The organism is Massilia sp. TWR1-2-2 (genome assembly GCF_049897565.1).
Lineage (GTDB): Bacteria > Pseudomonadota > Gammaproteobacteria > Burkholderiales > Burkholderiaceae_D > JAFCUW01.
Genome location: NZ_JAFCWM010000015.1, coordinates 72,898 through 84,734, shown reverse-complemented (window position 1 = coordinate 84,734; position 11,837 = coordinate 72,898). Strand labels below are relative to the sequence as shown.

At 64.3% G+C, this 11,837-nt stretch carries 12 protein-coding genes; 10 read left to right on the top strand and 2 right to left on the bottom strand.

All coding sequences use genetic code 11. The annotated features are described in order from the left end of the window. Positions 1 to 22: 22 nt before the first annotated feature. Both ACP7DD_RS15795 and ACP7DD_RS15790 read left to right on the top strand, forming a co-directional pair. Positions 23 to 871 carry an MOSC domain-containing protein gene (locus ACP7DD_RS15795; protein ID WP_426175782.1) on the top strand — a complete coding sequence of 283 codons (849 nt, stop codon included), beginning with the start codon at positions 23 to 25 and terminating at the stop codon, positions 869 to 871. Between the two features lie 115 nt (positions 872 to 986). Next, entirely contained in the window at positions 987 to 2,117 is a 1,131-nt protein-coding gene (locus ACP7DD_RS15790) for a DUF484 family protein (RefSeq protein ID WP_426175781.1), read from the top strand. A gap of 46 nt (positions 2,118 to 2,163) precedes the next feature. Here the strand turns inward: ACP7DD_RS15790 and ACP7DD_RS15785 are convergent, their stop codons facing one another. After that, the gene (locus ACP7DD_RS15785) at positions 2,164 to 4,149 is read right to left on the bottom strand and encodes a monovalent cation:proton antiporter-2 (CPA2) family protein (RefSeq protein ID WP_426175780.1); all 1,986 of its coding nucleotides are present in this window, start codon (positions 4,147 to 4,149) and stop codon (positions 2,164 to 2,166) included. 109 nt (positions 4,150 to 4,258) lie between these two features. On the opposite strand from ACP7DD_RS15785, the gene ACP7DD_RS15780 reads away from it, so the two are divergent. From ACP7DD_RS15780 to ACP7DD_RS15745, 8 genes are all read left to right on the top strand, one after another. After that, the gene (locus ACP7DD_RS15780; protein WP_426175779.1) at positions 4,259 to 5,257 is read left to right on the top strand and encodes a KpsF/GutQ family sugar-phosphate isomerase; all 999 of its coding nucleotides are present in this window, start codon (positions 4,259 to 4,261) and stop codon (positions 5,255 to 5,257) included. Continuing rightward, positions 5,257 to 5,802 carry a KdsC family phosphatase gene (locus ACP7DD_RS15775; RefSeq protein WP_426175778.1) on the top strand — a complete coding sequence of 182 codons (546 nt, stop codon included), beginning with the start codon at positions 5,257 to 5,259 and terminating at the stop codon, positions 5,800 to 5,802. The genes ACP7DD_RS15780 and ACP7DD_RS15775 overlap by 1 nt, the downstream gene beginning before the upstream one ends. A 12-nt stretch (positions 5,803 to 5,814) precedes the next feature. After that, on the top strand, positions 5,815 to 6,405 hold the full coding sequence (gene lptC, locus ACP7DD_RS15770; RefSeq protein WP_426175777.1) for an LPS export ABC transporter periplasmic protein LptC: 591 nt from the start codon (positions 5,815 to 5,817) through the stop codon (positions 6,403 to 6,405). Between the two features lie 31 nt (positions 6,406 to 6,436). Continuing rightward, the gene (lptA, locus tag ACP7DD_RS15765) at positions 6,437 to 7,000 is read left to right on the top strand and encodes a lipopolysaccharide transport periplasmic protein LptA (RefSeq protein ID WP_426175776.1); all 564 of its coding nucleotides are present in this window, start codon (positions 6,437 to 6,439) and stop codon (positions 6,998 to 7,000) included. After that, entirely contained in the window at positions 7,000 to 7,752 is a 753-nt protein-coding gene (lptB, locus tag ACP7DD_RS15760; RefSeq protein WP_426175775.1) for an LPS export ABC transporter ATP-binding protein, read from the top strand. Before lptA ends, lptB begins: the two co-directional genes overlap by 1 nt. 2 nt (positions 7,753 to 7,754) lie before the next feature. After that, complete coding sequence (locus ACP7DD_RS15755; protein WP_426175774.1) at positions 7,755 to 9,236, top strand: RNA polymerase factor sigma-54; 1,482 nt, start codon at positions 7,755 to 7,757, stop codon at positions 9,234 to 9,236. A 67-nt stretch (positions 9,237 to 9,303) separates the two neighbouring features. After that, positions 9,304 to 9,657: a ribosome hibernation-promoting factor, HPF/YfiA family gene (gene hpf / locus ACP7DD_RS15750; protein WP_426175773.1), complete on the top strand. Its 354-nt coding sequence runs from the start codon at positions 9,304 to 9,306 to the stop codon at positions 9,655 to 9,657. Positions 9,658 to 9,775: 118 nt separating this feature from the next. Continuing rightward, a complete protein-coding gene (locus ACP7DD_RS15745; protein WP_426175772.1) occupies positions 9,776 to 10,855 on the top strand; it encodes an enoyl-CoA hydratase/isomerase family protein in 1,080 nt (359 codons plus the stop codon). A gap of 4 nt (positions 10,856 to 10,859) precedes the next feature. Here ACP7DD_RS15745 and rapZ read toward each other — a convergent pair whose 3' ends face one another. Then, complete coding sequence (gene rapZ / locus ACP7DD_RS15740; protein ID WP_426175771.1) at positions 10,860 to 11,723, bottom strand: RNase adapter RapZ; 864 nt, start codon at positions 11,721 to 11,723, stop codon at positions 10,860 to 10,862. Positions 11,724 to 11,837 lie beyond the last annotated feature (114 nt).

Below are 11,837 nucleotides of genomic sequence, written 5' to 3'. Positions count from 1 at the left end.
ACCCAACGAAAGCGGCTCAACAATGATTACGCTGTCGGAGATTATTTTTTACCCCGTCAAATCGTGTGCCGGGATGTCGGTTCCGCACGCGCAGCTGACCGAGGCCGGCCTTGAAGTCGACGGCGTCGCCGACCGCGAATGGATGGTCGTGACCGATGACGGACAATTTCTGACGCAGCGCGAACATCCGCGCATGGCGCTGGTGACGCCGCGCTTGCGCGACGGCGTGCTGGTACTGGGCGCGCCCGGTCAAGCGACGCTCGCCGTCGCCGTCCGCCAGGCCGGCACTGGCGGCGCCAGCCGGGAAGTGCGACTGTGGGACGACACGCTGGTGGCCGAAGATTGCGGCGACGCTGCCGCCAACTGGTTCTCGCAGGCAATCGGCGCACGGTGCCGGCTCGTACGCTTTCCCGCCGGCGCCCGGCGCCTGACCAGCACGCGCTGGACCGGCGGCGTCGCCGCGCCGACCCGCTTTGCCGACGGTTATCCGGTTCTGGTGATCGGCGCCGCCTCGCTGGCCGACCTCAACGACAAGCTGGTCGCCGTCGGCCGGGCTGCGCTGCCGATGGACCGCTTCCGTCCGAACCTGGTCATCGACGGGCTTGGCCCGTTCGAGGAAGACTATGCCGACACCTTCGAGCTCGGCGGCGTGCGCCTGAAGGCGCTCAAGCCGTGCCCGCGCTGCCCGATCCCGTCGGTCGACCAGGCCACCGGCGTGCCGGGCGCCGATCCGCTCGACATCCTGCAGGCCTACCGGCGCAAGCCGCAGCTCGACGGCGCGGTCTGCTTTGGCATGCACTGCATCGTCAGCGCCGGCGCCGGCCGGCACCTGCTGGTCGGGCAGCAAGTTGACGCCGAGCTGGCATTTTGACAAGCTGGCAGGGGAAAGCCCGCATCCTTTTCGTTTCCAAGTTTGGTAAGATGGCGTAAGGTGCAGGTTGCCGCACGAAAACGTGCCACGAAAATGACTGAGCCAGGAAAATCCTATGTACGAGCAGGGCGCCTCGCCGCGCGAATTGCAAGCCGATAACGACGCCCTGCGCGCGCGCATGGCATACCTGATGGAGCAGGCCGAGCGCAACCACACCATCATGTGCCGGCATCAGGCGTTTGACCTCGAGATAGTCGGCGCCGGCAGCTTTCCCGAATTGATCGGCACGATCTTCCGCTCGCTGCCGGTCATTTCCGACCTCGACATCGTCACCCTGTGCCTCGTCGATCCGGAGCAGGACATCCACACCGTGATGGACAAGCTCGGCGTCGACTTCAGCGCCTTCCCGCAGCTGGTGTTCGTCAACCACTACAGCGTGCTCGGCTTTGTGCCGTCGCGCAGTCCGCTGCTGACGGCGCCGTCCAAGCCGCTGCTGGGTCCGTACGTGCCGACGGTGCACCAGGCCATGTTCCCGCAGCCGCCGGCGGGCCTGCAAAGCGTCGCACTGGTGCCGCTGATCCGCAACAAGCGCATCATCGGCAGCCTCAACCTGGGCAGCCTCGACCCGACCCGCTTCACGCCGGCGCTGGGCACTGACTTCATCGAGCACATGGCGTCGATCATTGCGATCTGCCTGGAAAACGTCATCAGCAACGAGATGCTCAAGTACATCGGCCTGACCGATTCGCTGACCGGCGTCTACAACCGCCGCTACATCGACCGCCGCCTGCTGGAAGAAATTGGCCGGGCGCGGCGCCAGGCCTACCGCATTTCCTGCCTGTACATCGACCTCGACCACTTCAAGGCCGTCAACGACACCTTCGGGCATCCCGGCGGCGATGAAGTGCTGCGTGAAGTGGCGACCCGCATCAAGGCCGAGTTGCGCCTGTCGGACGCGCTGGGCCGCTTTGGCGGCGAAGAATTCGTCGTGCTGTTGATCGACGCCGACCTCGACAGCGCCACGATGGTTGCCCAGCGCATCCGCGCCAGCATTGCCGACGCGCCATTCCATTTATCGACGGGCGATCAGTTGCCGATCTCCGTGTCGATCGGCGTTGCCACGCTCGACGATTTCGAGCGCGACCACGCGATCGAAGGCGTGGCGCAGCAGCTGGTGGCGAAGGCCGACAGCGCGCTCTACCAGGCTAAGGAAAACGGCCGCAACCAGGTCGTCACCTCCGACTAAACCTCCAACACCGGGGTCAGACCTAGGTCTGACCCCGGTGTTGGAATTATTGCAGCAGGCGGCCTTCGGCGCGCGTGACGGCCTCGCCGGAGCCGCGCAGCACCACCACGTCGCCTGCCGCCAGCACCGTGTGCGGCGTCACTTCGAGCCGCTCCTTGCCGCGCCGGATCATCGTCACTTCGGCGCCTACCTCGTCGAGCTCGAGCTGCTCGATGTGCCGGCCGACCGAGCCGGCGTCGTCGCGCAGGATCACCGAGTGGAGCCGCACGTACAGGTGCTCGGGATCGTCGGCCGCGTCGCTGGCGCCATGGAAGTAGCCGCGCAGCGATGCATAGCGCTCGTCGCGCGCGCTCTGCACGCGGTGCACCACGCGCCGCAGCGGCACCCCCATCATCACCAGCGCGTGCGAAGCGAGCATCAGGCTGCCCTCGAGCGCTTCCGGAACCACCTCGGCCGCACCGGCCTTTTTCAGCAGATCGAGGTCAGTGTCGTCGTGGCTGCGCACGATCACCGGCAACGTCGGCGCCATCTCGTGCACCAGCATCAGCACCTTCAGCGCCGACTGCGTGTCGGCATACGTGATCACCATCGCGCTGGCGCGGTAGATGCCGGCGGCGACCAGGCTCTCGCGCCGCGCCGCGTCGCCGTACGCGACATTCGCGCCGGCCGCCTGCGCCTCATGCACGCGCTCCGGATCGAGGTCGAGCGCCTGGTAGGCCACCTTCTCTTCACTGAGCAGCGTCGCCAGGCTTTGCCCGCTGCGCCCGAAACCGGCCACGATTACGTGCTTTTGCATCGCCATCGTGCGGCTGGCGATCTGCGTCAGCTGCAGCGACTGCATCATCCATTCGTTGGTGGCGATCTTCATCACGATCTGGTCGGACTTGGCGATGATGAACGGCGCCACCAGCATCGACAGCACCATCGACGCGAGCACCAGCTGGATGATGAATGGATCCATCAGCTGCGCGCCGGCTGTCAGGTTCAGCAGCACGAAGCCGAATTCGCCCGCCTGCGCCAGCGCCAGGCCGGTGCGCATGGCGACGCCGTCGGAGGCGCCGAACAGCTTGGCCAGCAGCGCGATCAGCGCAAACTTGAGCAGCACGGGACCTGCCAGCAGGATCAGCACGATCCACCAGTTGTCCATCACCAGACGGATATTGAGCAGCATGCCGACGGTGATGAAGAAAAGCCCCAGCAGCACGTCGCGAAACGGCTTGATGTCCTCTTCCACCTGGTGCTTGTACTGGGTCTCGGAGATCAGCATGCCGGCGACGAACGCGCCCAGCGCCATCGACAGCCCGGCCTTTTCGGTGATCCACGCCGCGCCCAGCGTGATCAACAGCAGGTTGAGCATGAACAGCTCCTGCGAGCGGCGCTTGACCACCAGCGTGAACCACTTGCGCATCAGCTTCTGGCCGAGGAACAGCAGCAGCACCAGCACGATCACCGCCTTCACCGCGGCCCAACCCAGCGTGACGGCCAGTTCCTCGGGATTTTTTCCGAGCGCGGGAATGAGGATCAGCAGCGGCACCACCGCCAGATCCTGGAACAGCAAGATGCCGATAATCTTGCGCCCGTGCGGGCTTTCCAGTTCGAGCCGCTCGGTCAGCATCTTCGACACGATCGCCGTCGACGACATCGCCAGCGCGCCGCCCAGCGCGAACGTTGCCTGCCAGCCGATCTGCACCGACGGCGGCAGCACCGCGCCGATGATCCAGCCGAACGCCATCGTCGCGACGATGGTAAACACCACCTGCGCCATCCCGAGCCCGAACACGATGCGCCGCATCGCCATCAGCTGCGACAGCGAAAACTCCAGGCCGATCGAGAACATCAGGAACACGACGCCAAATTCGGCCAGCGCATGCGTGGTGGCGTCGTTCTCGGCGATCCCCATCGCGTGCGGCCCGATCAGGATGCCGACGGCCAGGTAGCCCAGCATCGGCGGCAGGTGCAGCATGCGGAAGGCCACTACGCCGAGCACGGCGCAGCCGAGCAGCAGCAATGTGAGTTCTAGTCCTGAAACCATGCGCCGTCGCCTGCGGTGGTAGGGAAAATGTGTTTAACTTTGTCTGGCAAGTTTTTTGCTTTCCCAATTCGTTTATACTTCCGGTACGAGTGTAACCCATGAAAAAACAATGCTGAAAGCTTTTGACGAAAACCTGATCCGGCGCTCCATGCTGCTCGCCCGCGAGACGCTCGAAATCGAAGCCGACGCGATCCGCGCCGTCCACCAGCGCCTGGCCACCGACGACAGCGTCGGCCACGCCGTCGCGCTGCTGCTCGCTTGCAGCGGCCGCGTGGTGGTGTCGGGCATCGGCAAGTCGGGCCACATCGCGCGCAAGATCGCCGCCACGCTGGCCTCGACCGGCACGCCGGCCATGTTCGTCCACCCCGCCGAAGCGGCCCACGGCGACCTTGGCATGGTCACTCCGCAAGACGCCTTCATCGCCATTTCGAACTCGGGCGAGACGGCCGAACTGATGTCGATCCTGCCGATCGTCAAGCGCATGGGCGCGCCGCTGATCGCCATGACCGGCAAGCCCGGCTCCAGCCTGGCGCTGCTGGCCGACGTCCACCTTGACGTCTCGGTGGCCAAGGAAGCCTGTCCGATGAACCTGGCGCCGACCGCCAGCACCACCGTCACGCTGGCGCTGGGCGACGCGCTGGCCGTCGCGCTGCTCGACGCGCGCGGCTTCAAGGAAGAGGACTTCGCCCGCTCGCATCCGGGCGGCGCGCTTGGCCGCCGCCTGCTGACCCACGTGTACGACGTCATGCGCAGCGGCGACGCTGTGCCGAAGGTGACCGCCGACGCCACGCTGACCGCGGCGCTGCTCGAGATCACGCAGAAGGGCATGGGCATGACCGCCATCGTCGACGCCGAAGGGCGCCCGGTCGGCGTGTTCACCGACGGCGATTTGCGCCGCATGATCGAGCGCGTCCAGGACTTCACCAAGGTCGTCATCCGCGACGTCATGCACGCCGACCCGCGCCGCATCCACCCGCAGCAGCTGGCGGTCGACGCCGTCGCCATCATGGAAGAATTCCGCATCAACCAGATGCTGGTGGTCGACGCCGACGACAAGCTGGTCGGCGCGCTGCACATCCACGACCTGACGCGCGCGAAAGTGATCTGATGGACACCGCACTCAACCCGCAACCGGACCACCTGCGCCGCGCCGCCGCCATCAAGATCCTGATCCTCGACGTCGACGGCGTGCTCACCGACGGCAGCCTGACTTACGGCGCCGACGGCGAAGTGACCAAGACCTTCAATGTGCTCGACGGCCTGGGCATCGAACTGCTGCAGAAAACCGGCGTGGCCGTGGCCATCATCAGCGCGCGCAAGTCGCCGGTGGTGGTGCGCCGCGCGGCCGACCTGAAGATCATGCACGTCTACCAGGGCACGCACGACAAGCGCATCGCATTCGCCGCGCTGCTCGAGGCCACCGGCGCCAGCGCCGAACAATGCGGCTACATCGGCGACGACGTGATCGACCTGCCGCTGCTGCGCAACGTCGGTTTCGCCGTGACGGTGTCGACCGGGCACCCGGAAGTGCAGCACCGCGCCCATTACGTCACTCGCGCCGGCGGCGGCCGCGGCGCCGTGCGCGAAGTGTGCGACCTGGTGATGCGCGCGCAGGGCAACTACGATACGGCGCTGGCGCCGTATTTCGCCTGATCGATGGGCACCATGCACAAGCGTACCGCTCACCGCTGGCGAATGGGCTCCCTGATGATCGGCGGCGTGGTGCTGGCGCTGGGCTCCTTCTGGCTGGTGCAGGTCATCACCCGCAACGAGCTGGTGACACCTGGCGAGGGCCTCAAGACCGAGCCTGACTACATCGTCGACAAGTTCAGCTTCGTGCGCATGACGCCGGGCGGCAAGCCGGCCTACATCATCGCCGGCGAAAAGCTGACCCACCGCCCGAGCGACGACTCGCTGCACGTCGACATGCCGGTGGTGCGCAACATGGGATCGAAGCAACCGCCGATGACGATGACGGCGAAAGAAGCGCACATCGACCAGACCAACAACATCGTCGACCTGGTCGGCTCCGTCGATATCCAGCGCCCGCCGCAAGGCGCCACGCAGGCGCTGCACCTGCAAACGTCCGCGCTGACCGTGTTCCCCGACGAAGAGCGGATGCAGACGAAGCAGCCATTTCAGATGGTAGTGGGCGCCAGCACGGTGTCCGGTGTCGGCATGAAAGCCAATAACGCCACAGGCCAGGTCGATGTGCAGAGCAAGGGTGAATTAACGCTGCCGCCGCGCGCGCGTTGAGACGGAAGTCTAGAAAAATATGGGAATAAATATGAAAAAAATTTTGGTGAGTGTCGCTTGTTTGGCTGCGTGCGTTTCAGCTCTGGCCGAGCGCGCCGATGCGCTCAAGCCGATCAAGGTGAACGCCGAATCCATCATGGCTAACACCGTCAACGAGGGTGGCACCGCCGAAGGCAATGTGGTGCTCACGCGCGGCACCTTGATCATGAAGGCAGCCAAACTGACCGCCGCGATCGACCCGCAAGGCTATCAGTTCGTGACGCTGCAAGCGGCGCCGGGTGGACTGGCCACATTCCGCCAGAAAAAGGACGGCGGCCCCGATTTGTGGATCGAGGGCGAGGCCGAACGCATCGAATACGACGACAAGACCGATGTGGTCAAGCTCAAGGGCAGGGCGAAGGTCCGCAACCTGGAGGGCACGCGGGTAACCGGCAGCTCTGAAGGCGCGTTCATTTCGTATGACAGCCGCAAGGAAGTTGTCACCACGACCAATACCGCTACGGGCGAGAGCAAGACCGGTGGCGGCCGCGTCGAGTGGATCATCGACTCGCGCAGGTCGCCCGCTCCGGCGGCTCCGGCCCCAGGAAAACAATAATGGAACAAAGCTGCGGCAGTACCCTGATCGTACGCGGCCTGCAAAAGAGCTACGGCAAGCGCCTGGTGGTGCGCGACGTCTCGCTGCAGGTCGAGTGCGGCGAAGTGGTCGGACTGCTCGGACCCAACGGCGCCGGCAAGACTACCTCGTTCTACATGATCGTCGGCCTGGTGCCGTCGGACGCCGGCTCGATCGACATCAGCGGCGTCGACATCTCGAGCATGCCGATTCACCGCCGCGCCTCGCTCGGCCTGTCGTACCTGCCGCAGGAAGCGTCGGTGTTTCGCAAGCTGACGGTGGAAGACAATATCCGCGCGGTGCTCGAACTGCAGAAGGTCGATGGCAAGGCGCTGACCAAGGCGCAGATCAACCAGCGCCTCGACACGCTGCTGGCCGACCTGCAGATCGAGAAGCTGCGCGAGAACCAGGCGCTGTCGCTGTCGGGCGGCGAACGGCGCCGGGTCGAGATCGCGCGCGCGCTCGCCACCAATCCGCGCTTCGTGCTGCTCGACGAGCCGTTCGCCGGCGTCGACCCGATCGCGGTCATCGAGATCCAGCGCATCGTGCGCTTCCTCAAGGAGCGCGGCATCGGCGTGCTGATCACCGACCACAACGTGCGCGAGACGCTCGGCATCTGCGACCGCGCCTACATCATCAACCAGGGCGCGGTGCTTGCGTCGGGCCGCCCCGACGACATCATTGCAGACGAATCGGTGCGGCGCGTCTACCTCGGTGAACACTTCCGGATGTAGCGATGAAACAGTCACTCCAGCTACGGACCTCGCAACACCTGGCGCTCACGCCGCAACTGCAGCAGTCGATACGCCTGCTGCAGTTGTCCACGCTTGAACTGCACCAGGAACTCGAGCATCTGCTGTCGGACAATCCGCTGCTCGAGCGGCTCGACGACCCGCTGGACAACTCGGTGCGGCTGCTCGCCGACGGCGCCATCGGCTCGAGCGCCGCGCCCGGTGAAGCTGCGCCCGAGCCAGGCGCGCAGGATGCGCCGCCGGCCGATGCGCCAGCGGCGGAAGGCGAGGGCGGCGACGTCGACAGCGCGCCGGCCGAAAGCGGCGCCGACAGCGACGACTGGGGCGAGTCCGCCCGCAACAAGGCGCCCGACGACGAGGACTCGCGCCCGCAGCTCGAAGCGTCCGCGGTGACCCTGCGCGACCACCTGATGGAGCAGATGCGCCTGGCCGTGCTGGAAGTGCGCGACCGCGCGCTGGTCGAACTGATGGTCGACGCGCTCGACGACAACGGCTACCTGACCGAGTCGCTCGAAGAGATCTTCGAGCGCATGCCGCCCGAACTCGAACTCGATCTCGATGAACTGAAGACGGCGCTGTCGCTGCTGCAAAGTTTTGATCCGGTCGGCGTCGGCGCGCGCAACGCGTCCGAATGCCTGGCGCTGCAGATCCGCCGCATGCCGGGCGTACCGATGGTCACGCGGCGCATGGCGCTGAAGATTGTCACGGACCACCTGACGTGGTTTGCCCAGCGCGAATTCAACAAGCTGAAAAAATCGCTCGACTGCGACGACGAGGACCTGCGTGAGGCGCAGTGCGTGATTCGCCAGTGCAATCCTCACCCGGGCGCCGCGTTCGGTTCAGGTGCGTCAGACTACGTGGTGCCGGACGTCATCGTGCGCAAATCCAAGAGCGGCTGGACGGTGACATTGAACCACGACGTGATGCCGCGGCTGCGCGTCAACAGCATGTACGCCAACTTGCTCAAGCAGGGCAAGGGCGAAGGGCAGATGGGCGCGCAGTTGCAGGAAGCCAAGTGGTTGATCAAGAATATGCGCCAGCGCTTCGATACGATCCTGCGCGTGGCGCAAGCTATTGTTGAGCGCCAACGCAATTTCTTTTCCCACGGCGCAGTTGCCATGCGCCCCCTTGTGCTGCGTGAAATTGCTGATACACTGGGTTTACACGAGAGTACTATTTCTCGGGTCACAACTCAGAAATACATGCTGACACCGCATGGAATGTTTGAGTTGAAATATTTTTTTGGTAGCCACGTCGCCACTGAAGCAGGAGGAGAAGCATCCTCGACGGCGATACGGGCACTCATCGTGCAACTGACAGGAGCAGAAGACCCTAAAAACCCACTATCAGACAGTAAGATTGCAGACATGCTGGGGGAACAGGGAATGGTCATTGCGCGGCGCACAGTCGCCAAGTACCGCGAAGCGCTGAAGATCCCACCTGTAACTCTCAGGAAAAGTCTGTAAAGTTTTTACGATGTTCCTCTGCGCTTATGACGCATGAACAGGAAGCGACATCATCAAAGGAGTGTGTATGAATCTCACAATCAGTGGACATCATCTTGAAGTGACACCAGCCATCCGCGATTACGTACAAACCAAACTGGAGCGAGTGAAGCGACATTTCGATCAAGTCATCGACATTGCCGTGATCCTCACAGTTGACAATCTTACTGAAAAAGAAAAGCGGCAAAAAGCCGAAGTCAATCTGCGGTTGCCGGGCAAGACGGTCAATGTCGCCAGCATGTCGCACGACCTGTACGCGGCGATCGACACACTGATCGACAAGCTCGATCGCCAGGTCATGAAGTACAAATCCCAGCTGCAGGAACATGGCCACAAGGCCATCAAGCACCTGCCTGAGGAAGAGATCATCGCCGCTGCGTAAGCCGGCCGATCGAGCAAGCGAGGGCGCCTTCACGGCGCCCTTTTCAATTCGATTTCACCCTGCACGGATGAGGTGCTGGCGTGCGCTAGAATGCAGCTTTAACATCGACAAGCACACCATGACCGACTTCGTCAAAACCCATGTTGCCAACGGCACCGGCGTCATCACGCTCGACCGTCCCCGTTCGCTCAATTCGCTGTCGCTCGACATGGTGCGCGCGCTGACCGACGCGCTGCTGGCCTGGCGCGACGATCCGCAGGTCGACGCTGTCGTGCTTCGCAGCACCTCCGAAAAAGCCTTGTGCGCCGGCGGCGACATCCGTTTCTTCTACGACGTCGGCAGCGCGCCGACCACCGGCGGCAGCGCTTCGCTGGAAGACTTTTTCACCGAGGAATATCGCCTCAACCATTTGATCTATCACTACCCGAAACCGTACGTCGCGTTGATGGACGGCGTCGTCATGGGCGGCGGCCTCGGCATCGCTGAAGCGGGTCCGCGCGGCCTGCGCGTGGTTACCGACGGCACCAAGATGGCGATGCCCGAAGTAAACATCGGCTTGTTCCCGGATGTCGGCGGCAGCTATTTCCTGTCGCGCGCACCGGGCAGGCTGGGCTACTACCTTGGGCTGACCGGCTTGACCATCCGCGCCGCAGACGCGCTGTACGCGGGCCTGGCCGACACCTTCGTGCCGCAGGCGCAGATGCCGGCGCTGGCGCAGTTGATTGAATCGACGCCTGGCGCGCAGCTGCGCGAAGCGCTGGTCGCCTTCGCCGCGCCGTTCGCCGCCGGCGCCGCCATGCTGGAAACCGAGCGCACCACCATCGACCGCCACTTCGGCGCGCCAGGCGTGCAGGCGATCATGGATTCGCTGGCGTCCGACCCGGGCGAGTTTGCGCAAAAGACGCTGGCGGCGATGGGCAAGCGTTCGCCACTGCTGATGCGCGTCACGTTCGAGCTGTTGCGCCGCGGCGCGACGATGGAACTGGCCGGCTGCCTGCGCCTCGAGCGCATCCTCGTGCGGCGCAATTTCGAGCACGGCGAAGTGCTCGAAGGCGTGCGCGCGCTGGTGATCGACAAGGACAATGCGCCGAAGTGGAATCCGCCGGCCTTGAGCGAAGTGACCGACGAAATGGTGGCACAGTTTTTTGCGTCGCCCTGGCCCGATCGCGCGCATCCACTGCGCGAGCTGCAAGGCTAGGCAATCAGGATTGTTCGCGGTGGCGCAGCACGACCCGTTCGGTCGGGCTGAAGTAAGCTGCCAGCCGTTCGGCCATGTACACCGAACGATGCTGGCCGCCGGTGCAGCCGAGGGCCACCGTCAGGTAGCTGCGGTTATCGGTTTTAAACGACGGCAGCCATTTCTCGATGAACGCGCGGATGTCTTCCAGCAGTTCGGTCGCGCTTGGCTGCGCGTCGAGGAAGGCGATCACCGGCGTGTCCATGCCGGTGAGCGGGCGCAAGGTCAGGTCGTAGTAGGGGTTCGGCAGCGCGCGCACATCGAACACGAAGTCGGCGTCGAGCGGCACGCCGAGCTTGAAGGCGAACGACTCGAAGAACAGCGTCAGCGGCGCGCGTTCGACCGCCACCAGTTCCTTGATCCACGCGCGCAGCTTGTTGGCCGACAGGTCGGACGTGTCGATCACGTGTCCGAGCTGCTCGATGGCCGACAGCCGTTCGCGCTCTTCAAGGATGCATTCGATCAGCGTGCGGCGCGAAGCAGGATTTTCGTCCGGGCGCAGCTGGTGCGACAGCGGATGGCTGCGGCGCGTTTCCGAGAACCGCGCCACCAGCGAGTGGGTATTCGAGGTCAGGAACATCACCTTGACATCATGGCCGGCCTTTTTCAGGTCGTTGATGTTGGCCGGCAGATCGACCAGCGAGGCCGAACTGCGCGCGTCGACGGCGACGGCCAGGCTTTCGGTGCCTTCGTCGGCAATGGTGCGGACCAGGTCCGGCAGCAGGGCCGGCGGCAGGTTGTCGACGCAATAGTAGCCGCCGTCTTCGAGGACGTTGAGGGCGACGGATTTACCCGAGCCGGAAATACCAGTGATGATTACGATGCGCATGGAGTTGATGATACCGCAACGGGCGCGTGTTGTGGCGGGAGGGCTTGCTCAGCATGGGTTCGCGCCTGCGCGGGAAGCCGGGTTCGCCAATGGCGAGCACGACGTCTTCTATTG